General features: G+C 66.2%; 20 protein-coding genes. 11 read left to right on the plus strand and 9 right to left on the minus strand.

Annotation, left to right across the window (positions count from 1 at the left end; translation table 11 throughout):
- Positions 1–11: 11 nt before the first annotated feature.
- On the plus strand, positions 12–446 hold the full coding sequence (locus FVQ98_RS12180) for a nuclear transport factor 2 family protein (RefSeq protein ID WP_147913718.1): 435 nt from the start codon (positions 12–14) through the stop codon (positions 444–446).
- Between the two features lie 88 nt (positions 447–534).
- On the opposite strand, the gene FVQ98_RS12185 is transcribed toward FVQ98_RS12180, so the two are convergent.
- The 3 genes from FVQ98_RS12185 to FVQ98_RS12190 form a co-directional block, all read right to left on the minus strand.
- Positions 535–2,436, minus strand: a complete 1,902-nt coding sequence (locus tag FVQ98_RS12185; RefSeq protein WP_147913719.1) for a phosphoenolpyruvate carboxykinase (GTP) — start codon at positions 2,434–2,436, stop codon at positions 535–537.
- Positions 2,437–2,741: 305 nt separating this feature from the next.
- Positions 2,742–2,885: a hypothetical protein gene (locus tag FVQ98_RS19690; RefSeq protein ID WP_187265717.1), complete on the minus strand. Its 144-nt coding sequence runs from the start codon at positions 2,883–2,885 to the stop codon at positions 2,742–2,744.
- Between the two features lie 91 nt (positions 2,886–2,976).
- Positions 2,977–4,545 carry a mechanosensitive ion channel gene (locus tag FVQ98_RS12190; RefSeq protein ID WP_147913720.1) on the minus strand — a complete coding sequence of 523 codons (1,569 nt, stop codon included), beginning with the start codon at positions 4,543–4,545 and terminating at the stop codon, positions 2,977–2,979.
- Positions 4,546–4,802: 257 nt separating this feature from the next.
- Between FVQ98_RS12190 and FVQ98_RS12195 the strand changes: the two genes are divergently transcribed.
- A complete protein-coding gene (locus tag FVQ98_RS12195; protein ID WP_147913721.1) occupies positions 4,803–7,136 on the plus strand; it encodes an ATP-binding protein in 2,334 nt (777 codons plus the stop codon).
- A 54-nt stretch (positions 7,137–7,190) separates the two neighbouring features.
- Here FVQ98_RS12195 and FVQ98_RS12200 read toward each other — a convergent pair whose 3' ends face one another.
- The 5 genes from FVQ98_RS12200 to FVQ98_RS12220 form a co-directional block, all read right to left on the minus strand.
- Complete coding sequence (locus FVQ98_RS12200; protein WP_187265718.1) at positions 7,191–7,862, minus strand: ankyrin repeat domain-containing protein; 672 nt, start codon at positions 7,860–7,862, stop codon at positions 7,191–7,193.
- A gap of 162 nt (positions 7,863–8,024) precedes the next feature.
- Positions 8,025–9,617: a DUF2974 domain-containing protein gene (locus FVQ98_RS12205; RefSeq protein WP_147913723.1), complete on the minus strand. Its 1,593-nt coding sequence runs from the start codon at positions 9,615–9,617 to the stop codon at positions 8,025–8,027.
- A 290-nt stretch (positions 9,618–9,907) separates the two neighbouring features.
- Positions 9,908–10,294, minus strand: a complete 387-nt coding sequence (locus tag FVQ98_RS12210) for a hypothetical protein (RefSeq protein WP_147913724.1) — start codon at positions 10,292–10,294, stop codon at positions 9,908–9,910.
- A 107-nt stretch (positions 10,295–10,401) separates the two neighbouring features.
- Positions 10,402–11,766, minus strand: coding sequence for a hypothetical protein (locus tag FVQ98_RS12215; protein ID WP_147913725.1), 1,365 nt, complete (start codon positions 11,764–11,766; stop codon positions 10,402–10,404).
- A gap of 193 nt (positions 11,767–11,959) precedes the next feature.
- The gene (locus FVQ98_RS12220; protein ID WP_370512954.1) at positions 11,960–13,978 is read right to left on the minus strand and encodes a RecQ family ATP-dependent DNA helicase; all 2,019 of its coding nucleotides are present in this window, start codon (positions 13,976–13,978) and stop codon (positions 11,960–11,962) included.
- A gap of 198 nt (positions 13,979–14,176) precedes the next feature.
- Here FVQ98_RS12220 and hutH point away from each other — a divergent pair, with 198 nt between their 5' ends.
- Entirely contained in the window at positions 14,177–15,736 is a 1,560-nt protein-coding gene (gene hutH / locus FVQ98_RS12225; RefSeq protein ID WP_147913726.1) for a histidine ammonia-lyase, read from the plus strand.
- 24 nt (positions 15,737–15,760) lie between these two features.
- Here the strand turns inward: hutH and hutC are convergent, their stop codons facing one another.
- Positions 15,761–16,498, minus strand: a complete 738-nt coding sequence (hutC, locus tag FVQ98_RS12230; RefSeq protein WP_147913727.1) for a histidine utilization repressor — start codon at positions 16,496–16,498, stop codon at positions 15,761–15,763.
- Positions 16,499–16,680: 182 nt separating this feature from the next.
- On the opposite strand from hutC, the gene FVQ98_RS12235 reads away from it, so the two are divergent.
- The 8 genes from FVQ98_RS12235 (at position 16,681) to hutI (ending at position 24,866) form a co-directional block, all read left to right on the plus strand.
- Positions 16,681–17,838 (plus strand): ABC transporter substrate-binding protein, encoded by a 1,158-nt coding sequence (locus FVQ98_RS12235; protein WP_147913728.1) that lies wholly within the window; start codon positions 16,681–16,683, stop codon positions 17,836–17,838.
- A 38-nt stretch (positions 17,839–17,876) separates the two neighbouring features.
- On the plus strand, positions 17,877–18,737 hold the full coding sequence (locus FVQ98_RS12240) for a branched-chain amino acid ABC transporter permease (RefSeq protein ID WP_147913729.1): 861 nt from the start codon (positions 17,877–17,879) through the stop codon (positions 18,735–18,737).
- An 18-nt stretch (positions 18,738–18,755) separates the two neighbouring features.
- Complete coding sequence (locus tag FVQ98_RS12245) at positions 18,756–19,640, plus strand: branched-chain amino acid ABC transporter permease (RefSeq protein ID WP_147913730.1); 885 nt, start codon at positions 18,756–18,758, stop codon at positions 19,638–19,640.
- Positions 19,637–20,443: an ABC transporter ATP-binding protein gene (locus FVQ98_RS12250; protein WP_147913731.1), complete on the plus strand. Its 807-nt coding sequence runs from the start codon at positions 19,637–19,639 to the stop codon at positions 20,441–20,443. Before FVQ98_RS12245 ends, FVQ98_RS12250 begins: the two co-directional genes overlap by 4 nt.
- Entirely contained in the window at positions 20,436–21,140 is a 705-nt protein-coding gene (locus FVQ98_RS12255) for an ABC transporter ATP-binding protein (RefSeq protein ID WP_147913732.1), read from the plus strand. The genes FVQ98_RS12250 and FVQ98_RS12255 overlap by 8 nt, the downstream gene beginning before the upstream one ends.
- A gap of 61 nt (positions 21,141–21,201) precedes the next feature.
- Positions 21,202–22,899 carry a urocanate hydratase gene (gene hutU / locus FVQ98_RS12260; RefSeq protein ID WP_147913733.1) on the plus strand — a complete coding sequence of 566 codons (1,698 nt, stop codon included), beginning with the start codon at positions 21,202–21,204 and terminating at the stop codon, positions 22,897–22,899.
- Between the two features lie 55 nt (positions 22,900–22,954).
- Positions 22,955–23,548, plus strand: coding sequence for a HutD/Ves family protein (locus tag FVQ98_RS12265; protein ID WP_187265719.1), 594 nt, complete (start codon positions 22,955–22,957; stop codon positions 23,546–23,548).
- Between the two features lie 88 nt (positions 23,549–23,636).
- A complete protein-coding gene (gene hutI / locus FVQ98_RS12270; protein WP_147913734.1) occupies positions 23,637–24,866 on the plus strand; it encodes an imidazolonepropionase in 1,230 nt (409 codons plus the stop codon).
- The last annotated feature ends 36 nt before the right edge of the window (positions 24,867–24,902 follow it).

Consider the following 24,902-nt stretch of genomic DNA (forward strand, 5'->3'; position numbering starts at 1 on the left):
CGGCCACGCCCATGGATCTGCCCACCCTGCAAGCTTTTTTCGAGCGCTACCAGCAGCTTTTTCAGGAAGGCCTGACGGATCGCGCCGATCTCGCGGCGGTCGCCGCGTCGTACGCCGCCGCCTTTGTGGCCGCCACGCCCGCCGGCGTGAGCGTGGGCCGCAACGACGAACAGCTGGCCGATGTCATGCGCCAGGGCTTCGAACGCTATCGACGGCTGGGAACGAAATCCATGGCCTTGCGCAGCGTGCGCCACAGCCCGATCGACGCCCTGCACTGCGTCGCCCACGTCGCCTGGACAGCCACCTACGCCCGGGCCGGCGGGTCGGACGTGGCGATCGACTTTGAAGTGCACTACCTGGTGCAGCAGCTGGACGGGCCGCCGAGGATTTTCGGCTGGGTATCGGGCGACGAGGAAGCCTTGATGCGCGCGCACGGGATCGGTTGATGCTCGGTACGCCCGGTCACCAAGCAAAAGCCCCGCTTAAGCGGGGCTTTTTTTCTGGCCACGCGGCGAGCGCCGCGCGGTATATGCGTCAGGCTTCGGCGCCCAGACGCTCTTCCATGACCTGCTTGGTCTGCTCCATGGCGGGCGGCAGGCCCTGCGCCAGCTGGGCGAACAGTTCTTCGTGCAGGCGGAATTCGTCCTGCCAGGCGGCCTTGTCGATGTTCGTCACGGTGGCGAACTGCTCGGGCGTGAAGTTCAGGCCGGTCCAGTTGATCTCGCCGTAGGTCGGGGCCACGCCGAACATAGTGGGTGTGCCGGTGGCGCGGTTTTCCACGCGGTCGACGATCCACTTCAGCACGCGCATGTTTTCACCGTAGCCCGGCCAGACGAACTTGCCGTCGGCGTCCTTGCGGAACCAGTTGACGCAGTAGATGCCCGGCAGCTGCGCGCTCTGGCCCTTGAGCTTGTCGCCCAGCGCCAGCCAGTGGCCGAAGTAGTCGGCCATGTTGTAGCCGCAGAAGGGCAGCATGGCGAACGGGTCGCGCCGCACCACGCCTTGCGCGCCAAAGGCGGCGGCTGTGGTTTCGCTGCCCATGGTGGCGGCCATGTAGACGCCTTCGGTCCAGTTGCGGGCCTCGGTCACCAGCGGCACGGTGGTCGAGCGGCGGCCGCCGAAGATGAAGGCGTCGATCGCCACACCCGCCGGGTCGTCCCAGGCCGGGTCGAGCGCCGGGTTGTTGGTGGCGGCCACGGTGAAGCGCGCGTTGGCGTGGGCGGCTTTGCGGCCGGCCTTGCCGTCTTCGGGCGTCCAGTCCTTGCCTTGCCAGTCGATCAGGTGCGCGGGCAGGCCGCCCTGGTCCTTTTCCATGCCTTCCCACCAGACGTCGCCATCGTCGGTCAGCGCGACGTTGGTGAAGATCACGTCCTGGTTCAGGCTCAGCATGCAGTTGGGGTTGGTGAGCATGTTGGTGCCGGGGGCCACGCCGAAGTAACCCGCTTCGGGGTTGATGGCGTACAGGCGGCCGTCGGCGCCGGGCTTGATCCAGGCGATGTCGTCGCCGATGGTGGTGACCTTCCAGCCGGCAAAGCCTTCGGGCGGCACCAGCATGGAGAAGTTGGTCTTGCCGCAGGCGCTGGGGAAGGCGGCGGCAACGTGGTGCTTCTTGCCTTCGGGCGACGTCACGCCCAGGATCAGCATGTGCTCGGCGAGCCAGCCCGGGCTACCGGAGGGGCCGCCAGCAGCCGCACGGCCCATGTTGGAGGCGATGCGCAGCGCAAAGCACTTCTTGCCCAAGAGCGCGTTGCCGCCGTAGCCCGAGCCATAGGACCAGATCTCACGCGTTTCGGGGTAGTGGACGATGTACTTCACGTCGGGGTTGCACGGCCAGCTGGTCTGGTCCTTTTCGCCGGCAGCCAGCGGCGCGCCCACGGTGTGCACGCAGGGCACGAATTCGCCATCGTCGCCCAGCACGTCGATCGCGCCCTTGCCCATGCGCGTCATCAGCTTCATGTTGACAGCGACGTAGGCGCTGTCGGACAGCTCCACGCCGATGTGGGCGATCGGGCTGCCCAGCGGGCCCATGCTGAAGGGCACTACGTACATGGTGCGGCCCTTCATGCAGCCGTCAAACAGCGGCTGCAGCTTGGCGCGCATCTCGGCCGGCGGCGTCCAGTTGTTGGTGGGGCCGGCGTCTTCCTGCTTTTCCGAGCAGATGAAGGTGCGGTCTTCCACGCGCGCCACGTCCGACGGGTCGGACCAGGCCAGGAACGAGCCCGGGCGCTTGGCGGGGTTCAGCTTCTTGAAGGTGCCGGCGTCCACCAGCTGCTGGCACAGGCGGTCGTACTCGGCCTGACTGCCATCGCACCAGTAGACGTTGTCGGGCTGGCACAGCGCCACCATGTCGCCCACCCAGGCGATGAGCTTGGCGTTCTTCACGTAGGCCGGGGTGTTCAGGTCCTTGATCAACCCGGGGGTCAAAGGTGCGTTCATGGGAAAAGCTCCAAAGTATGTCAATCGTCTTTCCGAAAGCCGGATCGCCTTGGGAAAGGGGACTTCGGGGGGGCACTTTGCGGCGCGTCGGGCGTGGCCCGCTGGCAGGTCTGCCTCGGCCACTGCCGCCTGCTGCGGCGCCAAGTGACGATTTTATGAAACCTGACCCACCTGTGGCTGACAGACGGCACAAAGCCGCACCCCAGTGCCCGGGATGCGGCTTTGTGCTATGTTTTTTCTAGCTGCCTGCGCAGATCCATACTGCGCCAGCACCTGATTTGATCCACCAAACCAACAGCGGGCCTTCAGGCCATCTTCACCGCGATAAAGGCCAGCAGAAACATCATGATCGCGCCAGCCAGCGGGACGACCACCGGAATGTGCTTGGTGACTTCTTCAACCGGATCTTGCGGCACTTGCTCGTGCTCGTCGTGGGCGGGTGCAGACATGAAGGCCTCTTCAACGTAAGGAATCGATCATTTTAGCGGCAGGGCGTTGCAGCAAGCGCCAAGGCGCAAAGGGCCGCCCCACGCCATCAGCTCAGGGCAAATCGTTCGACGGCGGCGTGGCCGCTGGCGGGGTCCGCGGCTCGGCCAGCGGGTCCGGACTGAAATGCGGCATGGGCGGATCTTCGGTCGGCGGCGTCTTGCTGGTCAGCCGGTCAACCCAGCGCGAGGCCAGTCGGCCGGCAGCTTCACGCCCGCCCAGGCCGAAAGCCAAGGCAAACGCCACCGCCACCGCCCCCAGGGTCAGGCCGAAGGCCAGGTTGACGATGTCGTCGGCGATGCCCATGGCGCGCAAGCCCATGGCGAGCACGATGCCAAGGATGGCAAAGCGCGCCACCCGCGCCACGATGGTGCCGCGACCGCCTTCGCCGCTGGCGCGCGAGATCGCCTCATAGGCGATGTTGGCCAGCATAAAGCCGATGATCAGGATCACCGAGCCCAGCAGCACGTCGCCCGCGAACTCGACAAAAGTCATGATCATGTCGCTGAAGCGGTCGAAGCCCAGTTGGTTGCCCGCCTCCACCACGGCGAACAGCATGGCGAAAATGAGGGCGATGCGCCCGATCAGAATGGACGGCTTGGCTTTCTGGAACGCGTGTTCCATGCCCAGGCGCGCCGGCACGGTGTCCAGGCCCACGCTGGCCAGCAGGCTGGCCAAGATGCGGGTGGCAAAGGTTGCGACCATCCAGGTGACGACGAGGATCAGCCCGGCAGCCACGATGCGCGGGACCGCGTCCATCAGGAGCGCCAGCATGTCGGTGGCGGGACGCGAGATGGCGTCGATTTTGAGCGCATCCAGCGCCGCGATCAGCGCCGGCACGAACACCACGATGAACACCAGCAGACCCGCCAGACTGGAAATCTGCACCGTGTCGGCCAGACCGGCTTTGTTGCCGATCTGGTCGGCGCCGGCCGAGCGCAGCAGGTTGGTGGTCAGGTTGCGCAGCACGGTGGCGACGATCCAGCCTACGCCGCCAATGATCAGCGCCGCCACGATGTTGGGCAGCACGTCCAGCGCCTTGGTCGTCATCTCGCGCAGCGGGGCCAGCAGGCCTTCCATCTGCAGCGCGCCCAGGATGGCGGGCACAAACAGCAAAATCACCAACCAGAACAGCGCGTTCGACAGGCTTTCGCTGATCGGCGACATGTTGGCATGTTCAGACAGCTTTTCGTCGAGCGTGGTGCGATCCAGCACTTTCTGCATCAGGCCGCGCACCAGCGTCGCCACCAGCCAGGCCAGCAGTGCCAGCAGCAACGCGCCCAGCACGCGCGGGGCGTATTCGAACAATTGCGTCGTCAGCGCGGCGAAGGAACCGGACACCATGGCCAGGTTCAGCGCGTTGAACATGGCGGCCAGCGTCAGCAGCATCACCACCCAGAACAGCGCCAGGGCCACCACCCCCTCGATGTCGACCCTCTGGCCGGTGGAGCCGGAGAAGCGGTCGTTCATGCGCAAAGCACCCAGACCCTTGCGGGCGCCGGCCTTTACCAGAGCGGCCACAAACCAGCCGATGATGAAGATGGCCAGCGCGCCCAAAACCTGTGGCAAATGCGTTCCCATGGCGTTCTGCATGGAGCCCCACAGCGTGCTCATGTCGTTCATGTCGTCGTTCCTCTCTCGTTCCACTCAGGGTGGCGAACCGATCATCCCTGCCTGATACCCCTGCGTCAACCTGACATGTCCTCATGCATGGCCCCGATGCGTCAAGCTTTCGCGGCATAACGCGTGGCGTATCCGAGAAATAGTTGACAGCGGCATGAAACTTGGCGGTCTCGAAAGGGTTCACAAGTGTCTTCCCGCACCCAGGCGATTGCGTTAAGGTGCGTGTGTCTGGCGCCCTGCTCTCAAGGAGGCTTGCAATGGCGAAACGGTCGATCTCGGTCGGTGGACAAGCGGGTTTGCTGCAAGCACCCGGGCTGGCCAATGCCCCGGTGCTGGATCTGATGTGTTCGCACTTCGTGCTGACCTTGGCAGCGCAGCAAGGCTCCAAATTCAATGTGCGGCGTGACATCAACGGCTTGATGTCGCTGGCTGGTCGGCATCTGATGTGGCCGGAGCCCGTGCTCACCCGTCTGCGCGAATTCCTTGAGCGCCGCTGCAAGGACAACGAATTCTGGCGCGGCCACGAAGCCCTGTCGCCCATCGAATTCCTGGAACGCCACGGCGTCTGGCGCGGTCCGTACGAGGAAGGCACGCTGTTTTTTTACCTGGACGAGTACGCCAAGGATTCGCCCAAGGACCTGCTGGCCCTGCTCAACAGCACCGGACAGTGGCTGACGCACGCGCTCAAAAAGCAATCGACCTTGGTCGAAAAAAACATCGACGCGCTGGCCAACCTGCTGCAGCTCAACAAGGCCGAGCGCGCGCTGCTGCTGTACGGCACGCTCGCGCGCTACCAACGCGATTTGCGCAGCTTGCTGGTCGAGTTCAAGGTCAACAACGCGCCTGAGGCGTACGAAGCCATCGGCCGCTTGGCCGGGGTGACGGGCGCCGAAGTCGGCGAAGCGCTGCGCGCCGGCGGCCGTCTGGAGCGCATCGGACTGGTCGAAAACCTGATTTCTGAGCACAGCATCACCGATCTGGCCGACCTCATGAAGGTCAGCGAGAAGCTGCCACCCGTGCTCATGCGCGAATACCGCGACCGCGCCGAGCTGATGGCGGTGTTCACCCGGCCCGCGAGCAAGAGCGATCTGAAAGTGGCCGATTTCGGCTTCGTCGGCGACGACGTGCAGGTGCTGGTCAACCTGTTGCGCAAGGCGCAGGAGACCAAGGCTGTCGGCGTCAACGTCCTGATGTACGGGCCGCCCGGCACCGGCAAGACCGAACTCGCCAAAGTCGCTGCGGCCGAGGCGGGTTTGGACCTGTTCGAGGTGGAATACGCCGACCGCGACGGCAACAGCCTGTCGGGACGCGACCGTTACCGGTCCATGCAGATCGCCCAGGTGTTCCTGAAAGGCTCGCAAGAGGCCGCGCTGCTGTTCGATGAAGTGGAGGACGTGTTCCCGCCCATCAGCGTGGACGCGGCCGGCCTGATGGCGCGTGCCGAACAGCAGGCGCTGGCGGCGGCTGTGGGCCATTCGGTCAACGGCAAGGCCTGGGTCAACCAGATCCTGGAAAGCAACCCGGTGCCCACGATCTGGGTCACCAACCGCATCGAGCAGATCGACCCGGCCTTCCGCCGCCGCTTTGCCTACCACCTCGAACTCAAATCGCCGCCCCCCGGCGCGCGCGAGCAGTTGGTGCGCAAGTCGCTCGACGGCGTGGCCGTGAGCGACGAATTCGTCGCCAAGCTGACCGAGCGCAAGGGTTTGACGCCCGCGCAGATCCGCACGGCTGTGCGCTTTGCCGATCTGGCACACGTGGGCGAAGCGCCCGGTGGCGAGGCTTTCGAAGCGCTGATCGAGCGCCAGCTCAAGAACTCCGACGCCGCGCTCGGCCGCAAGGAAAGCAGCGCGCACAAAGGTCGGCGCCAGGTCACCACCTACGACCTGGGCATGCTCAACGTCGAAAGCCGTTTCGAGATCCCGCGCATCGTCGAAGCGCTCAAGGCCCGCGGCCACGGCGCGCTGTGCTTCTACGGCGCGCCCGGCACCGGCAAGACGGCTTTGGGCGAGTACATCGCGCAGCAGATGGACAAGCCGCTCATCATCAAGCAGGCGAGCGACCTGGTCAGCAAGTACGTCGGCGAGACCGAGCAGAACATGGCCGCCATGTTCGAAGAAGCGACGCAGGAAAAGGCCGTGCTGCTGCTGGACGAGGCCGACAGTTTCCTTCTCGACCGCCGCGGCGCACAGCGCAGCTACGAGGTCACCGAGGTCAACGAAATGCTGCAGCAGATGGAACGCCACAACGGCGTCTTCATCTGCACCACCAACCTCCTTGACCGCATCGATCAGGCGGCGCTGCGCCGCTTCACCTTCAAGATCAAGTTCAAGCCCCTGACGGCCGAACAGCGCGAGCGCATGTTCATCACCGAAGCCTTGAAGGGAAATGCCGATTTGATGACACCAGACGTGCGCAGGCAGCTAGCAAAATTGGAGCAACTGTGCCCAGGTGACTTCGCCGCCGTGAAGCGCCAGACCGACATTCTGGCGACCGACTTCTCGGTGCACGAATTCCTGGAACAGCTGGAGGCCGAACACCGCATCAAGCCCGAAGTCCGCGAGTCGCGGGGCATGGGTTTCGTGCAATAAGCTGCCTGAGCGACGGTCCTGGGCGGCGTGCTCTCGCGCTTCCGACCGACCCTTTCAGCGCTGGCCGGATTCCTCTATGGGAATGTTGTGAGCGCGCAGCCACGCGCGGACCTTCGCGCGGGCATCCTTAGCCCCTGAGTTGAGAGCGCGCTCTGGCGTCCGAAAGAAGCTGGCCTGAAACGTATTGCCGACGTCGTTCTTGGCGGTGGGATCGACACCCAACTCGAGAAAGCGGGCTACGTCGCCAAACGCATTGATGTTCGCGGCCTTGTGGAGCAGCGTTTGTCGAGAGCGGCTCCTGGCATGAACGTCCGCGCCCGCGTCCAGCAGCAGCTGGACGTTCTTGTCGGTGGTAGGGCCGAGGGCGGCGAACAAGGGTGTCTCCTCCATTGCGTTGCGTGCGTCGGGAGAGGCGCCTTTGGTCAGCATGGCCTTGAGCCAGTAGGGATCCTCGAACTGGGCAGCGAAGTGCATGGACGTATCTCGCGCGCCGCCCAGAAAAGCGGGGTCCGCACCCAATTCAAGCAGACCGTCAAACGCCCTTCGATCACCTTGGACCATAGCCACGTCCAGCAAATTCTGTTCACGCGCGTTGAACGCGTTCGGGTTCGCGCCTTCGGCCATCAACCGACGCGCCCGTGGCAGATCGCCCTTGGATGCTGCTGAGTAGAGCGCGGCGGCCTGGGGAGAACCGAACAGTTCACTGCGCTGAGGGGCTTCGGCCATGTCGGCTCCTTGCTGCCCGCAGGCAGGCAACGCCAGCACCGCAAGCCACGCCAGCAACTGGCGACGGTATTGCGATGTGGCGGCGCGAACGAGGGGGTGGGTTGAGAGGGGCATCAACGGCGCAGTCTAGCGGGGCACTGGCCGCCGACAGCCGGCTGGCGATCAGCGCGTGAAGGGGTTGCTGAAGAGGCGGCCCACGTCGCTCAGGCGGTCCGCAGCCCAGCGTCCAGCGGCGTAGGTGCGGCGGCCCATCCACTGAGCGCCGTCGGCAGACTGCCGGCTCACCCATTCCGTGCCATCGGCGAGCTTGTGGCCCGCCCGTTCGATACCGTCGGCCGTCTTCTCCAGCGCCCGTTGTGCGCCAGCGCCCATCAGATCCAGAGCGCCCTGGACGAAGTCGCCACCCTTGTCCAAGGCGCGACCTGCACTGGCGCCCAGGTTGTCGACCCAATCGTTGACCCGGTTGCCCGCGTTTTCGAACGCCTCGGCGGCAGGCGCCCAATCCAGTCCTGCGCTTTGGCCCACATCGCGCAACAGGTTGCCACCCAGGGTGCCGACTTCCCTGGCCAGGTCGCCGGTCAGATCGGCACCACGCTCCATCGTCTTGGCGCCCACATCGATGACGCCGTTCGCGGCGCTGCCGGCGGCGCGACCCACGCCTTCGACCATACGACCATGGCTCGCGCCATCGCGCACCGCAACGCCCATTTCTTCCAGCGCGTGAGCGCCGATCCGGGCAGCGTCCGATGCCAGACCGGCCAACTGCTCCCCAGCCGCCGCGGCAGCCTTGAACTTGGATTCGTGCCAGTGTTCGCTCAGCCGGCCAAGAGAGGGCGCCTGACGGATCTCGCGCGCATCGTGCAAGCGCAATGCCTCGACGTAAGAGGCACCCTCTCCGCTGCCACCGTGCAAGGTGATGGGGTTGCGGGTACGCCGGTCGGGCTTGTCCACGCGCAGCTCGTGGCCCACGGCGTCCGGCAGCATCGAACCCTGCTGCAGGTTGGTCAGCAGCTCGCCTTGCACGTTGTAGCGGCGGATCTGGCCGTTCTCGGCCAAGTCCGCGCGCGCGGCGTTGGGGTTTTCAACGCCCAGGTGGCGCATCGTGTTGTCGCTCAGGCCCGAGGCATTGAAGGTCACACCAGGCGCGCCCACCGCCAGCATGGCGGCGGAGGCCAATCCACCGCCGAGCGAGTGCCCCGTTATGGCGAAGTTGCCTTGACCGAAAACTTCACTGGCCCGGTGGGCCAGTTCAACCCCCTGCTCATATTGGCCGACGGCCAGACCGGAAGCCTGACCGGCATTGGCACGGGAGTCACCACCCTGCCCAAGGCTCCAGTTGTCGGTACCGCGGTAGGCCAAGACGTACTGGCCCTGGTCGTTCTGATAAATGGCAGCGTCAAAGCCAGTCTTGGGATCGTGCAACAGCTGCGCATCTATCGGAATCCGACGGCCCTCTGCATCCGCCAAGTGGTCGCCGGCGGGGGTCAGGCGGTGCCAGCCCGCGGCCGCCAATTCCCGCTCCGACGCGGTGCCGGTGGGACCCGGGCCTTTGGCCTTGTAGGCGTCGTTGGCCATCATCGCGAACTGCAGGTCGAGCTCGGGCTGAGCTTGAGTGCCGCGCACCTGGCCAGCAAATGATCCGTCGCCGACGGGATAGCCTCGGCGCGTATCGATCGCCAACGCGTGCGACGTGCCGTGCGAGGAAGGCGGCCCGGAGTCAATACTGCAGCGGACGGTCGCGGACAAGCTGGTCATGAATCTGCCCCCTTGGTGGGCCGCTTGCCGGTGCGGCGCAACGTGAGAAGGAAACCGCCATGTCACCACAGCGTCATACCCCGCAGTCTAGGCACGGCGAGGCCGCTTGCCCATTGGGGAGGTTGCCATCGGGAAGACTACCTATCCAGCCCCAGAGCGCACCTATGCGCAGCCCAAGCAACGTGTCGACGCACAAGATTCGGGCGCCGGTGCCAACCCACATTGCGCAAAAAGCTACCACATTTATAGCAATCCGCGAACTGCGTCGCCGTCGCCGCGTCAACCTCGGCTCAGGCGCCGCCGCACGGGTACATCGTCACCAGCGGCCGAAACGCTTGGCCGTCCGGGCCGTGTATCCGTGCGCCATGCGCCATCACAGCATAGAAGCGCTTGGAGCAATCGCTCTGCCAGCGGTAGATCTTGACTGAGGTTTGAGTGGCGGGCACTTCCTGCACCGCGCCCCAGCCAGCACCGAGTTGGCGGCTCAGGTCCGCCACGATGGCCGCATCCGACAAACCGGGCTCGGCAGCAAAGCGATTGCCGCAATAGCGCGCGGATTTGCCGCGGTCCAGCTCCTTGAGTCGCACGATGGCGCCGTCAAAGCCCAGACTCCCGGTCCCGGTGTGTGAAAAGGGGCGCGTGCCTGCGGCCAGGTGTTCAAGCGTGTCGCTGAGCACGCGGTCGCTATCCGCGGCGCAGTCGCCACAACCCGCCAAAAGCACCATCGCGCCTGCCAGCAGCGCAGCCGCCCACGCGGGGCGGCATGTCGCCGACAGCCTTGACATCAACCGGCGCGCACGCGGGCAAGCGTGCTGTCGAAGATGGAAGTGGCCGGGCCCTGATAACGCTCGCCGTTGGCATCGACCGGGACCGCCAAGTCCTGCAGTGCCTGGCCAAGCTTGGTGCGGTCGCCATTGGCGCTGGAGACCACAGCGTCCACCATCGTGTTCGTGAGCAAGGTGGCGCTGCCGCCGGCCCGGCCGAGCGACAGCGCACCAATGGCGGCGCCGAAGATACCCTTGATCATGGTTCCATTCGCGGTCGCATCAGCGTTCTGCGCCTCCAGGCCATTGCGCATGGCGCCGGTGAAGTAGCCCAGGGATTCGGCATTTTGGTAGTAGTCCTTTCCGGTCGAGCCATTGGCGGTCTGTTCCATGAACTCGATGGGCGACAGGCCGGTGCCTGCGCCCTGCAGTTGCGCCAGCTGCTCACCCAGGATTTTCTGACCGCTTTCACCCGCACGCAAGACTTCCGAGGTGTAGGTCGACAAGCCCTTGCCATACTGGTCATGCTGGTTCAATTCGTGCGTGATGCCGCGCACGTCGCTGTTCAGCAGCGTGGTCAACTTGCCGGTGACCTGCTTGGCCGCATCGTCGGTGCCGACGCTTACCACGGGAAACTTCGTGTTGTCCCGCATGCTCTGCAAGGCAGATGCGCCAGCGTCAAACACGCGGGCTTTCACGGCGGGGTCACTGCTCTTGGCTGCTGCGTCCAGCAGAGCGGTCAGCTGCTTGGGGTCATGCGATACGCTGACGCTGGCTTCGCCATAGGTGGCATGCTGGTTGATGCCCGCCTCGGCCACCGCATGCAAAGTGGTTTCGTCCAGCGTACCCACTGCCTTGTTGAACCCGTCCGGATCGTTGCCCATGCTGCTGAGCACGTCGAGGATGGCTTCGGCCTCCTTGTCGCCCTTCTCGCTCCACGAGCCGCCGACCATGATCCCACTGTCCTGATCCTTGTCCTGCGTGCGCGGCGCCATCTCCTTGATGAAGTCGACCTTGGTTTCCGAATCGGCGTGCTGCGCCACGGCCTGACCCAAAGCCATGACGTCATCGCGGTCGTCAAAGGCCTTCGCGAGGCGACCCACTTGCGCGCCGTCCAGTCCGTCGGCCAGGGTATTGAACAGGTCTCGCTTCTCGTCGGCCGACAGGCCATTGGCGCCGCCGACGCCGTTGGCATTGACGTCGTCGGCCAGTTCCTGCAGATCGGCATCCGTCAGGCCTTCCACGACTTGGTTGCGCTCGTCGGTGGTCAAGCCTTTGAAATCCTTGACCGTTTCCTTCAGGTTGCCATTGCGGCTCAGCCAGAGGAAACCATCGTCGTGGGTGCGTTGCTGGATATTGTTCGTGACGGCGGCGACGTCGGACATGGAAAACCTCTTTTATGTCAAACAGATGACAGCAAGGCTACGGCCCGAAGCGCCAACGAGCTAGCTGGGAAGGTTCCCATTGGGAACGCTACTAGCTCCAGGCTCAAATCGTTACGACCTGTCGCAATCGCTCGCGTGGCTAGCCATGGCCAACGTCCACCGGTGCACCGCTCGGCGCTGCGGCGCCCGGCCTTCAGCGTTCGCCGCCCGCCGCCAGCGCGCGGATAACTTCCGGCCCGTACTTGTCCCGCTTGGTGGCGCCAATGCCGCTGATGCCCTCCAGCGCGTCGACGCTGGTGGGCGCACTCGCCGCGATGGCGGCGAGCGTGGCGTCGTGGAAGATCACGTAGGCGGGCAGGTTGTGTTCGCGCGCGACTTCGGCGCGCCAGGCCTTCAGCGCGGCAAAGCGCGCCTGGCCGGCGCTGTCCAGGTCGGCTGCCGCCGGAGAAGGTGAAGCGCGACCGCCGCGGCCTTGGCGCACGCGTTCGCGCTTCGGTGCTGCTCTCATTTCACGCAGGCGCACCGACTGCTCGCCTTTCAGGATCGGTCGTGCCGCGTCCAGCAGTTGCAGGGTGTTGAACGCCTGCGCGTCGACGTGCAGCGCGCCGATGGCGATCAGCTGGCGCAGCACGCCGCGCAGCTGGGCTTCGCTGTACGCGCTGCCAATGCCCCAGGTGCTGAGCTGCTCGTGCCCGTACTGCGCGACCTTGTCGCTGGCCTTGCCGCGCACGATGTCCATGATGTGGCCCGCGCCAAAGCTGATGCTGCTGGCCTGCTGCACGCGGTAGACGGTGGACAGCAGCTTGCGCGCGGCGTCGGTGGCGTCCCAGGTGTCGGGCGGGTGCAGGCAGTTATCGCAGTTGCCGCAGTAGGGGTGCGGCACGGATTTCAAGCCATTTTGGCCTTCCGCCCTAGAACCATCTGCGCGGCCAGCTACCGAATCCATAGCATTGTCTGCACCATCGCGCGACGCCATGGTTTCGCCAAAGTAGCCCAGCAGGCGCGCACGGCGGCAGTCGGTGGCTTCGGCCAGCGCCAACAGCGCGTCCAGCTTGCCGCGCATCACGGCCTTGAAGTCCTCGCCCGCCGGGCTCTCGTCGATCATGCGGCGCTGGTTGACGACGTCCTGCAAGCCATAGGCCATCCAGGCGTCGGCCGCGTCACCATCGCGCCCGGCGCGGCCGGTTTCCTGGTAATAGCCTTCGATGTTCTTGGGCATGTCGATGTGCGCGACAAAGCGCACGTCCGGCTTGTCGATGCCCATGCCGAAGGCGATGGTGGCGCACATCACCAGACCGTCTTCGCGCAGGAAACGGTCCTGGTGCTTCTGGCGCAGCGCAGCGTCCAGCCCGGCGTGGTAGGGCAACGCGTCGATGCCGTGGTCGCACAGCGTCTGCGCCAGCTCTTCCACCCGCTTGCGCGACTGGCAGTAGACGATGCCGGCTTCGCCCTCGTGTTCGCGCTCGATGAACTGCAGCAGCTGGCGTGTCGGGTCGCGCTTTTCCACAATCGTGTAGCGGATGTTGGGCCGGTCAAAGCTGCTGACGAACTGCGCCGCATCCTGCAGCTGCAAGCGCTCGACGATGTCGGCACGCGTGGTGGCATCGGCCGTGGCCGTCAGCGCGATGCGCGGCACGTCGGCCCAGCGCTCGTGCAGCACCGTCAGCTGGCGGTACTCCGGCCGAAAGTCGTGGCCCCACTGGCTGACGCAATGCGCTTCGTCGATCGCGAACAGGCTCAGTTGCCCGTGCGCATGCAGCGAATCCAGCAGGCCCAGAAAGCGCGGCGTGGCCACGCGCTCGGGCGCGGCGTACAGCAGGGTGAGCTGGCCGGCCAGCAGCTGGCGTTCGATCTCTTCCGTCTGCGACCAGTCCTGCGTGGAATTCAGGAAAGCCGCCGGCACGCCCACTTCATCCAGCGCACCGACCTGGTCGTGCATCAGCGCAATCAGCGGCGAGATCACCAGCGTCACACCGCGCCCCGCGCGCTGGCGCACGATGGCCGGCACCTGGTAACACAGCGACTTGCCGCCGCCCGTGGGCATCAGCACCAGCGCGTCGCCGCCGGTCGCCACATGGTCGACGATGGCCCCCTGCTGGCCACGGAACTGGTCGTAGCCAAAGGTAGCGTGCAGCACGCCCAAGGCCGCTTCGGCCGCAGCGTTGGAGTCGGTGATGGCAGGGGAAAAAGGCGACGGCGCCACAGGCAACAACAGGACGGAGGGCAGACAAACAGACGGGCAGCGTGCCCAACCGGGGATTGTCGCGCAAGGTGGGCGCGGCGCCTGGCACGCCCGCTCGGTCCCGGTGACGACTGGGCCTGCGCCGCGTCTCGCCGCGGGTTGATCGGCATCGCCAGCGCAGGGAGATCGTGCTAACTTCGCCCGCTCTCAGCCCAACCGGACGCCGCCATGACCACACCCCCGCACCTGATCCTGCAACCCGGCTCTGTCACCCTGCCGACGCTGCGCCGCATCTATGAAGGCGGCGTGACGCTGGCACTGGCCGATGACTCGCAAGGCGCGATGCAGGCGGCCCAGGCGGTGGTGAGCGACATCGTGGCGCGCGACCAGGTGGTCTACGGCATCAACACCGGCTTTGGCAAGCTGGCCAGCACCAAGATCGGGCCAACCCACCTGGCCGAGTTGCAGCGCAACCTGGTGCTGTCGCACAGCGTGGGCACGGGTGAGGCGCTGAAACCCGCCGTGGTGCGCCTGGTGCTGGCGACCAAGGCGATCAGCCTGGCGCGCGGCCATTCCGGCGTGCGGCCCGCGCTGGCGGCGGCCTTGCTGGCGTTGGCGAATGCCGGCGTCACGCCGCAGATTCCGGCCAAAGGCTCGGTCGGCGCGTCGGGCGATCTGGCGCCGCTGGCGCACCTGGCCTGCGTGCTGATCGGCGAAGGCGAGGCGACGCTGGCCGATGGCAGCGTCGTCAGCGGTGCGCAAGCGATGCGCTCAATCGGGCTGGAGCCCTTCGTGCTCGGCCCCAAAGAGGGCTTGGCGCTGCTGAACGGCACACAGGTGTCGACGGCGCTGGCGCTGGCCGGCCTGTTCGGCGCCGAAAACGTCTTTGCAGCCGCGCTGCTCGCGGGCGCCCTGTCGCTGGAAGCCATTCAGGGATCGGTCAAACCGTTTGACGCGCGCATTCACGCGGCGCGCGGGCAGTCGGGCCAGGTGGCTGTGGCCGGCGCCATGCGCACGCTGCTGGCTGGCAGCGCCATCGTGCTGGGCCACGCCGATTGCGGGCGCGTGCAAGACCCGTATTCGATCCGCTGCATACCCCAGGTAATGGGCGCGTGCCTGGACAACCTGCACTACGCCGCGCGCACGCTCAGCATCGAAGCGAATGCAGCGTCAGACAACCCGCTGGTGTTCACCGACACGGGAGAGGTCATCTCCGGCGGCAACTTCCACGCCGAGCCGGTGGCCTTTGCCGCGGACATCATCGCGTTGGCGGTGGCCGAAATCGGCGCCATGTCCGAGCGGCGCCTGGCGCTCATGCTGGATTCGACCCTGTCGGGGCTGCCGCCCTTCCTGGTGCGCGACGGCGGGTTGAACTCCGGCTTCATGATCGCGCAAGTCACCGCGGCGGCGCTGGCGGCGGAGAACCAATGCCTGGCAACCCCCAGCAGCGTGACCAGCCTGCCCACATCGGCCAACCAGGAAGACCATGTGTCCATGGCGACCTACGGCGCGCGCCGTCTGGGCGAGATGGTCAACAACGCGGCGGTGATGGTGGGCATCGAGGCCATGGCCGCTTGCCAGGGCATCGAGCTCAAGCGCTCGCCGCAGTCACTGCGCTCGGCCCCGTTGGTCGAAACGGAGATTGCCGCCATCCGCCAGCAGGTGGCGTTTGTCGAACAGGACCGCTACCTGGCGACGGATGTGGAGCACATGCGCGTCTGGGCGCTGCTGCCGCACGGCGAGGCGCTGCACGCGATCCTGCCGAGTGCGGCCGCCCTGTCTGCCTGAATCAAGCCCGGCCGCGGCGCCGCATCAGCGCCCGCGGCGCTCCGACGCGTCGGCGCTGAAGGCGCCTTCCAGTGCGTGGCGCGACCCCGGGTACACCATGCGCACCGACGTCACAGGCGCGCCCTTGCTCTCAGTCCGTCGCTGGATCACCAGGCATGGCGCGTCGGCCGGAATGCCGAGCCAGCGCGCTTCGGCACGCGTGGGGTGGCTGGCTTCGATGGAGTAATTGGCCTTCCACAGCGGGGCGACCTCCAGCAGGTATTCGGTGGGGGTTTTTTTGGCCAGGTCCACATCTAGATAGTTGGGCACCACCTCGGGGTTGACCCAACGGTCCTCGCACAGCAGGGCGACCTCATCCTCGAAGTGAACGATCACCGAGTGGAAGACGCGCGCACCGGCGGGTAACCCCAGTTGCGGCGCTACGCGCGCGGGCAAGGGCTCCTCGCGCACCAGCTTAACGCGCGCCGCGTGCCGGCGCCCGCGCTCGCTGATCTCGGTGTGAATGTCGCGGATCGTCAGCGTGGACGAGGCGCGATAGGGCTGCGCGGCAAAGGTGCCGACGCCTTGCACCCGTTCCACAAAGCCTTCGGCCTGCAGCTCGCGCACCGCGCGCCCGACGGTCATGCGGCTGGCGCCGAACTGCGCGACCAGCTCGGCTTCTGACGGCATTTGTGCCCCCGGCGGCCAACGCCCGACGGCCAGGCCGTCCTGCAGGTGGTCCTTGATGCGCAGGTAGGTTGCGGTGGATTTTCCGGAATTCATTGCCCTGAGCGTAGTCGGATTATTGTCTAGACAACCCTAGTCAAGATCGAATTCTTCCAGGGAAAACCCCGAATTAAATGTCTTGCACTCCACTTGTCTAGACATGTACATTCAAGTTCCATCACCAACCGAGCCCAAGAAGTCCCGCTGAGCTCGCTCCCCAACCTCGCAGGAGACTCGATATGCCCCGCTTCACCCGTCCCGTCCTGAGCGCCGCCGCTGCGTTGCTGTTGACCGCAACCGCCCCATCCGCCTTTGCCGACATCAAGATCGGCTTGATGGTCCCGCTGACCGGCTTTGCCGCCGCGGATGGCAAGTCGGCCCACGAAGGCGCCAAGCTGGCCGTGGCCCAAGCCAACGCCAAGGGCGGCATCAACGGCGAGAAGGTTGAGCTGGTGGTGTACGACGACCAGGCGTCGCCCAAGGAAGCCGTGCCCGCCGCCACCAAACTGATCCAGCGCGACAAGGTGGTGGGTGGCGTGTCGGGCTCGTACTCGGCATCGACGCGCGCGTCGGCCGGCGTGTTCCAAAACGCCAAGGTGCCTTACGTGACGGCCTACGCCATCCACCCGGACATCACCCGTGTGGGCGACTACATGTTCCGCGTGTCCGCCATGGGTGAAGTGCAAGGGCGCGCCGGCGCCAAGCTGGTGAACGAGCTGGGCAAGAAAAAAGTTGCGCTGATCACGGTGAAGAACGACTTCGGCCAGTCGCTGGCGGCGGGCTTCAAGGAAGGCGCACCCAAGTTCAACCTGGACATCGTGGGCGAGCACGAGTACAGCCTGCAGGACCGCCAGTTCGGTCCGCTGGTGGCCAAGGTCAAGTCGCAGACCCCCGAAGTGATCTACGCCAGCGGTTACTACTACACCGCTGGCCCGCTGGTGGCGCAGCTGCGCGCCGCCGGCATCACCGCGCCGATCATTGGCCAGGAAGGCTACGACTCCGAGAAGTTCATGGAGATCGCCGGCGCTGCCTCTGAAGGGGTGCTGGTCACCACCTCGCTGGACCGCGACTCCGAGCGCCCCGCGACCAAGGCCTTCCTGAGCGCCTACCGCGACGCCACCAAGGAAGGCGCCGACATGGTGGCAGCGTCCACGTACACGGCGGTGACGGTGCTGCTTGATGGACTGCGCAAGACCGGTGGCAAGGGCGGCGCTGCGCTGCGCGACGCCATGGCGGCCGGCAAGTTCGACACGCCGATCGGCGACCTGAACTTCAATGACCTGCACGAGGTCAAGAAAGATGTGCAGGTGCAGGTGGTCAAGAACAAGGCGTTCCACCGCCACTCCGTGATCTCCGACCCGGTGCTGCTGGCGCCGCCGTCCAAAGAGAGCAAGTAAGTCCGGCGCGGCCTGACTGACCGTCGCACGGAGCGCTCATGCTGTTCCTCGAACTCCTCGCGCAAAGCCTGGTCCAGGGCAGCATCTACGCGCTCATTGCGCTCGGTCTGACGCTGGTCTACGGCCTGCTGCGCATTCTGCACGTGGCGCATGCCGGCCTGTTCACGCTGGGCGCCTACCTCGGCGTGGTGGTTCACAACGCCACCGGCAGCCTGCTCATGGCTTTTGCGGCCGCCATGCTGGGCGCCAGCATCGGCGGCGTGGCCATGTTCCGCCTGGCCTACAAGCCCTTGCTGGACCGGCCGCCTTACGTGGCCTTGATCGCCTCGATCGGCCTGTACATCGCGTGTGAAGAGATCTTCCGCATCGTCTTTGGCGCTTCGGGACTGACGTTCACCAACCAACCGCTGCAAGGGCAACTGGCCATTGGCGGCCTGGTGTTCAAACAGGCCGAGCTGGCCGTGATCGTGTTCAGCGCGCTGATCATCGGCCTGCTGGGCTGGTTGCAGACGCGCACGCGCATCGGCATCGCCTGCCAGGCCACGGTGTCGGACCCGCAGATGGCCGAATCCTTCGGCATTCGCCTGAACACGGTGCGCGACCTGAACTTTCTGGTGGGCTCGGCACTGGCAGGCTTTGCCGGCGTGTGGGTCGCCATCCTGAACAACCTGGTGGAGCCGACGATGGGCAGTGTGCCGGCGTACAAGGCTCTGGCCATCATCGTGCTGGGCGGTTTGGGGTCGGTGCGCGGCACCTTGATGGCAGCTTTGGTGCTGGGCTTGATCGAATCCTTCGGCACCACTTACCTGGGCAAGGTGATGGACCGCAACGCGATCGCGTTCGCCTTCCTGATTCTGGTGCTGATGCTGCGGCCGCAGGGCCTCTTTGCACGGCGCTGAGCCCGGAGACGGATTGCCATGGACTACGAAATCTCCCTGCTCACCACCATCGCGATCAGCGTGCTGTTTGCGCTGTCGCTGAACCTGATCACCGGCTTTTGCGGCCAGATCAGCCTGGGCCACGCCGCCTTCCTGGGCGTCGGCGCCTACAGCTCCGCCATGCTGACGCAGGCAGGCTGGCCTTTCCTGGCCACGCTGCCGGTGTCGATCCTGCTGGCGGCCACCCTCGGCGTGATCGTTGGCCTGGCGTCGCTGCGCGTGCGCGCCGATTTTCTTGCGGTCACCACCATGGGCGTCGGCTTTCTGTTCATTGGCGTGGTGCGCCAGCAGGAATGGATGGGCGGTGAAATGGGCATCGCCGGTTTCCCCGATTCCGGCTTGGGCGACGTCGGCTTCATGCTGCTGTGCGTGGTGCTGGCCGCGCTGACCGCCGCGCTGTGCGTGTTCATCCGCCGCACCTGGATGGGCCGCGTCTTCGGCGGCATTGCCGAAGACGAGGACACCATGCGCGTGCTGGGCATTGACGTGCCGCGCTACAAGCTGGCCGCGTTCGCCATCGGCACCGCGCTGGCCGGCCTGGCTGGTGCGCTGTATTCGCAGCAGATCAAGTTTGTGGGGCCGGACAGCTTCGGCTTTGTCGAATCGATCACCGTGCTGTCGATGGTGGTGGTGGGGGGCATCGGCTCGGTGTTCTGGGTTGCCGTGGCCGCTGCGGTGCTGACCGCGCTGCCGGGTTGGTTCCAGTTCATTGGCGACTACAAGCTGCTGGTCTACGGCGGCCTGCTGTTCCTGATGATGCGCTTTGCACCGGGTGGCCTGGCCGGCATCGTGGAAAGCCTGCGCAAACCCAAGGCCAAACCCAACACCCAGGCGGCCGCCGCGACCAAGGGAGCCCAGCCATGAGCACAACGTATGAGGCGGTGGCCCCGCTGCTGGTGGTCTCGCACATCACGGTGCGCTTCGGTGGCCTCAAAGCCATCGACGACGTGTCGTTCAACCTTTTCCCGGGCGAGCTGCTGGGCTTGATCGGCCCCAACGGCGCCGGCAAGACCACCTGCCTGCGCTCCATCACCGGCGTGGTGCGCGCGCAGGAAGGCAGCGTCACGCTGGACGGCCAGCCGCTCGACGGCCTAGCGATTGAAAAGCGCATCCGCCGCGGCCTGGCCCTGTCGCAGCAGCTGGTCAAGCCGCTGCGCCACCTGTCCTTGCTGGAGAACGTGGCGTTGGCCGCGGGTTCAGCCAAGACGGCGTCACCATTGGCGTCGCTCATGCATGTGTCGGAGAGCGCCGAGCAGGCGCGCGCGCTGGAGTTGCTGCGCAGCGTCGGCATTGCCGAGCGCGCCGATCAACTGCCGGGGACGCAGCCGCTGGGCGTGCTCAAGCGGCTGGAGATGGCGCGGGCGCTGGCGCTCAAGCCGCGTGTGCTGTTGCTGGACGAGCCGCTGGCCGGCCTCAACTCCAAAGAAGCGCGGTCTCTGGCCGAAACCATTGCGGACATCAACCGCAGCGGCGTGACCATTGTGCTGATCGAACACAACCTGGGCGAAGTCATGCGCATCTGCCAGCGCCTGGTGGTGCTGGACAACGGCCGCAAGATCGCCGACGGCGAGCCGCGCGCCGTGATGAACGACCCGGTGGTGCGCGCCGCCTACCTGGGCAACGACACCCTGGCCGAATCGGCCGCGCCGGAGGCCGCCCATGCTTGAGCTGAAAAACCTGGCCTGCGGCTACGGCGCCTTTGGCGCGGTGCACGACCTGTCGCTGAACCTGAAGGCCGGCACGCTAACGGCCTTGCTGGGCACCAACGGCGCCGGCAAGTCGTCCACGCTGATGTGCATCGCCGGGCACGTCGCCCAGCAAGGCGGGCAGATCCACTTTGACGGACAGGACATCGGCCAACTGCCGCCCACCGAACGCGTGCGCCGTGGCATTGCCATTTCGCCCGAAGGCCGCCGCCTGTTCAAGGACCTGACGGTGGAAGAGAACCTGCGCGTGGGTGGCGTGATCCACCCCGCGAGCTACTTTGCGCAAGACCGCGACCGCGTGCTGGCGCTGTTCCCCCGCCTGGGTGAACGCCTGGATTCGTTGGCCGGCAACCTGTCGGGGGGTGAGCAGCAGATGCTGGCCATTGGTCGTGCGCTGATGACGCGCCCGCGCCTCATCATGATCGACGAGCTGTCGCTGGGCCTGATGCCCAAGGTCATCGACCTGTGCTACCAGGCGCTCAAAACCTTGCGCGACGAAGGCATGACGGTGCTGCTGGTGGAACAGAACACCGAGCGCGCATTGGCCATCGCCGATGGCGTGTGCGTGCTGGAGTCGGGCGATGTCGCCTGGCAGGGCAGCGCCGCCGACGCCCGCAACGACCCTGAACTCGCCGCCGCCTACCTCGGCATGCATTGACCGCAACGCCCGCCCCATTGTCTTCACCGTTCAATCGAACCGACCTGAAAGAGGCCTGCACATGACCACCGCCACCGACCCTCGCCTGGACCCCACCCGCGTGATCCGCGCCCCGCGCGGCAGCGACCTCAGCTGCAAGAGCTGGCTCACCGAAGCACCATTCCGCATGCTTCAGAACAACCTCGACCCAGAGGTGGCCGAGAACCCTCAGGCCCTGGTGGTGTACGGCGGCATTGGCCGCGCCGCACGCAACTGGGAATGCTTCGACCAGATCCTGGCATCGCTCAAAGACCTGGAAGCCGACGAAACACTGCTGGTGCAATCGGGCAAGCCGGTGGGCATTTTCAAGACGCATGAAGACGCGCCGCGCGTGCTGATCGCCAACTCCAACCTGGTGCCCAAATGGGGCAACTGGGAGCACTTCAACGAGCTGGATCACAAGGGCCTGTTCATGTACGGCCAGATGACGGCCGGCAGCTGGATCTACATCGGCAGCCAGGGCATCGTGCAGGGCACCTTCGAGACCTTTGTCGAAGCCGGCCGCCAGCACTTCAACAACGACCTCACGGGCAAGTGGATCCTCACCGCCGGTCTGGGCGGCATGGGCGGCGCGCAGCCGCTGGCCGCGACTTTGGCCGGCGCCTGTTCGCTGACCATCGAGTGCCAGCAGTCGAGCATCGACTTCCGCCTGCGCACCCGCTACGTGGACAAGCAGGCCAAGGACATCGACGATGCGCTGGCGCTGATCAAGCAGCACACTGAGAAAGGCGAGGCTGTCTCCATCGCGCTGCTGGGTAATGCGGCCGAGGTGCTGCCCGAACTGGTCAAGCGCGCCCAGGCCGGCGGCCCCAAGCCCGACATCGTGACCGACCAGACCTCGGCCCACGACCTGATCAACGGCTATCTGCCCATGGGCTGGAGCGTGGACCAGTGGAAAGCCGCCATGGCCGACCCGTCCCAGCACGCCGCATTGACCAAGGCCGCCGCGCAAAGCTGCAAGGTGCACGTGCAGGCCATGCTGGACTTCCACGCGATGGGCGTGCCCACGGTGGACTACGGCAACAACATCCGCCAGGTGGCGTTTGACGAAGGCCTCGCGAACGCCTTCGACTTCCCTGGTTTCGTGCCCGCCTACATCCGCCCGCTGTTCTGCGAAGGCAAAGGCCCGTTCCGCTGGGTGGCGTTGTCGGGTGACCCGGAAGACATCTACAAGACCGACGCCAAGATCAAGGAACTGTTCCCCAACAACAAGCACACTCACCGTTGGCTGGACATGGCCAAGGAGCGCATCAGCTTCCAGGGCTTGCCGGCGCGCATCTGCTGGCTGGGCCTGGGCGAGCGCCACATCGCCGGCCTGGCCTTCAACGAGATGGTCAAGAACGGTGAGCTGAAAGGCCCGATCGTGATCGGCCGCGACCACCTGGATACCGGCTCCGTCGCCAGCCCGAACCGCGAAACCGAATCCATGAAGGACGGCACCGACGCCGTGTCCGACTGGCCACTGCTCAACGCCATGCTCAACGTGGCCGGCGGGGCGACCTGGGTCAGCCTGCACCACGGCGGTGGTGTGGGCATGGGCTACTCGCAGCACTCCGGCATGGTGATCGTGTGCGACGGCACCGAAGCCGCCGAGAAGCGCCTGGCGCGCGTGCTGGTCAACGATTGCGGCTCCGGCGTGATGCGCCATGCCGACGCGGGCTACCAACTGGCGATCGAGAAGGCGAAGAAGTTCGGGTTGAAGCTGCCGATGATCAAGTGAAGGCGGTGCGCGCCGGCCGCGACCGGTTGTGCGCGCGCTCTTCGCCGAGCTGCCAATGACCTTGCACGCCTTCACTCTCGATGCCATCGCGCCCACGCCGTGGAAGAACGGCGGCGGCACGACGCGCGAAATCCTGTGCTGGCCGCCCGGTGCGGACACCAGCACCTTTGACTTCCGCGTCAGCGTGGCCAGCATCACGCAGGCCGGGCCGTTCTCGGCCTTCCCCGGCGTGGACCGGACCATTGCATTGCTGGACGGCGACGGCGTCTGGCTGAAGGGCGACGGTGTGGACCACCACTTGGCGACGCCGTTCGCACCGTTTGCCTTCAGCGGAGACACGCCGCTGGCCTGCGAATTGCTGGGCGACGTGTCGACCGATTTCAATGTGATGAGCCGACGTGCAAGCGGCCGCGCCGCGGTCGAGGTGATCGTGCAAGCACATCCGCTGCCGCCCAGTCGCATGGGCTTGCTGCTGGCGGTGCAAGACGACTGGCAAGTGGGCGACGGCCACGCGCTCCGCACGGGCCAGGGTCTGTGGTGGACGACACCCTCTGCCCAGCTGGCCTTGCGCCCAACCGGCCCCAACGCGCGCCTGATCGCGGTACGCTGGTCGGCGTCCGGGCGCCAGGCCGACGACCGCACATCCTGACGGTGCGCAGCACCTGGTTTTGAACAAAATCAGGCTCCAGCCCTAGCGCAGCTTGCGCAGCCAGCTATTTAATTGATAGTACACAGCCATGACACCGTTTCACCAACTCCCCAGCGCCGATGGGCTTTGGACCGACCTGCGCGGTGCGGACGGCTCACCCGTGGCCATCGCCGTGGTCGACGCTCAGATCCGCTGGTTGGGCGCGCCCGACGCCGTGCCCGCCGAATACGCCAAGGCTCCGCGCCATGACGGCGGCGGTGCGCTGGTCACGCCGGGGCTGGTCGACTGCCACACGCACCTGGTCTACGGCGGCCAGCGCGCCAACGAGTTCGCCATGCGGCTGGCCGGCGCCAGCTACGAAGAGGTGGCGAAGGCGGGCGGCGGCATCGTTTCCACGGTGCGGGCGACGCGCGAGGCCAGCGAGGACGAACTCTTTGCCAGCGCCTCGCACCGGCTGCAGAGCCTGCTGGCCGAAGGGGTCTGCGCGATCGAGATCAAGTCCGGCTATGGCCTGGCGCTGGAACACGAGCGCAAGCAGCTGCGCGTGGCGCGCCGCCTGGGCGAGGCCTTCGGCGTCACCGTGCGCACCACCTTCCTGGGTGCGCATGCGCTGCCGCCCGAGTACGCCAACCGCCCCAACGGCAGCAGCGAGTACATCGAGCGCGTGTGCCAGGAGATGATGCCCGCGCTCCATGCCGAAGGGCTGGTGGATGCGGTTGATGTGTTCTGCGAGCGCATCGCCTTTTCGCTGGAGGAGACCGAGCGCGTGTTCCGCGCCGCGCAGGCGCTGGGCCTGCCGGTCAAGCTGCATGCCGAGCAGCTGAGCGACATGGGCGGCGCCGCGCTGGCCGCGCGCTACGGTGCGCTGTCGTGCGACCACATCGAGCACCTCTCGCAAGCGGGCATCGACGCCATGAAGCACAGCGGCACCGTGGCCGTCCTGCTGCCTGGCGCCTACTACACCCTGCGCGACACGCAGCTGCCGCCCATCGAGGCGCTGCGCGCGGCCGGCGTGCCAATGGCTGTTTCCACCGACCACAACCCCGGCACCTCGCCCTGCCTGAGCCTGCTGCTCATGGCCAACATGGCCTGCACGCTGTTTCGCCTCACGGTGCCCGAAGCCATCGACGGCATCACCCGCCACGCGGCCCGTGCGCTCGGCCTGCAGGACACGCATGGCGAACTGGCGGTGGGCCGGCCGGCCAACTTCGTGCTTTGGGATCTGCAGGACGCCTCCGAGTTGGCCTACTGGTTCGGCCAGCGCCCGGTGCGTGCCGTGGTACGCCAGGGCCGGGTGGCCGAGGACCGCAGTGCCTGAACCCGCCAGCGCCGCCACCCCTTCCCCGGCCATCGC

Source organism: Ottowia flava, from assembly GCF_008017535.1.
In the GTDB taxonomy this organism is placed as follows: Bacteria; Pseudomonadota; Gammaproteobacteria; order Burkholderiales; family Burkholderiaceae_C; genus Ottowia; species Ottowia flava.

Coding starts and splice junctions, on each gene's coding strand:
- FVQ98_RS12180 (WP_147913718.1), top strand. CDS start 12: ATGGATCTGCCCACCCTGCAAGCTTTTTTCGAGCGCTACCAGCAGCTT.
- FVQ98_RS12185 (WP_147913719.1), bottom strand. CDS start 2,436: ATGAACGCACCTTTGACCCCCGGGTTGATCAAGGACCTGAACACCCCG.
- FVQ98_RS19690 (WP_187265717.1), bottom strand. CDS start 2,885: ATGTCTGCACCCGCCCACGACGAGCACGAGCAAGTGCCGCAAGATCCG.
- FVQ98_RS12190 (WP_147913720.1), bottom strand. CDS start 4,545: ATGAACGACATGAGCACGCTGTGGGGCTCCATGCAGAACGCCATGGGA.
- FVQ98_RS12195 (WP_147913721.1), top strand. CDS start 4,803: ATGGCGAAACGGTCGATCTCGGTCGGTGGACAAGCGGGTTTGCTGCAA.
- FVQ98_RS12200 (WP_187265718.1), bottom strand. CDS start 7,862: ATGGCCGAAGCCCCTCAGCGCAGTGAACTGTTCGGTTCTCCCCAGGCC.
- FVQ98_RS12205 (WP_147913723.1), bottom strand. CDS start 9,617: ATGACCAGCTTGTCCGCGACCGTCCGCTGCAGTATTGACTCCGGGCCG.
- FVQ98_RS12215 (WP_147913725.1), bottom strand. CDS start 11,766: ATGTCCGACGTCGCCGCCGTCACGAACAATATCCAGCAACGCACCCAC.
- hutH (WP_147913726.1), top strand. CDS start 14,177: ATGACCACACCCCCGCACCTGATCCTGCAACCCGGCTCTGTCACCCTG.
- hutC (WP_147913727.1), bottom strand. CDS start 16,498: ATGAATTCCGGAAAATCCACCGCAACCTACCTGCGCATCAAGGACCAC.
- FVQ98_RS12235 (WP_147913728.1), top strand. CDS start 16,681: ATGCCCCGCTTCACCCGTCCCGTCCTGAGCGCCGCCGCTGCGTTGCTG.
- FVQ98_RS12240 (WP_147913729.1), top strand. CDS start 17,877: ATGCTGTTCCTCGAACTCCTCGCGCAAAGCCTGGTCCAGGGCAGCATC.
- FVQ98_RS12245 (WP_147913730.1), top strand. CDS start 18,756: ATGGACTACGAAATCTCCCTGCTCACCACCATCGCGATCAGCGTGCTG.
- FVQ98_RS12250 (WP_147913731.1), top strand. CDS start 19,637: ATGAGCACAACGTATGAGGCGGTGGCCCCGCTGCTGGTGGTCTCGCAC.
- FVQ98_RS12255 (WP_147913732.1), top strand. CDS start 20,436: ATGCTTGAGCTGAAAAACCTGGCCTGCGGCTACGGCGCCTTTGGCGCG.
- hutU (WP_147913733.1), top strand. CDS start 21,202: ATGACCACCGCCACCGACCCTCGCCTGGACCCCACCCGCGTGATCCGC.
- FVQ98_RS12265 (WP_187265719.1), top strand. CDS start 22,955: ATGACCTTGCACGCCTTCACTCTCGATGCCATCGCGCCCACGCCGTGG.
- hutI (WP_147913734.1), top strand. CDS start 23,637: ATGACACCGTTTCACCAACTCCCCAGCGCCGATGGGCTTTGGACCGAC.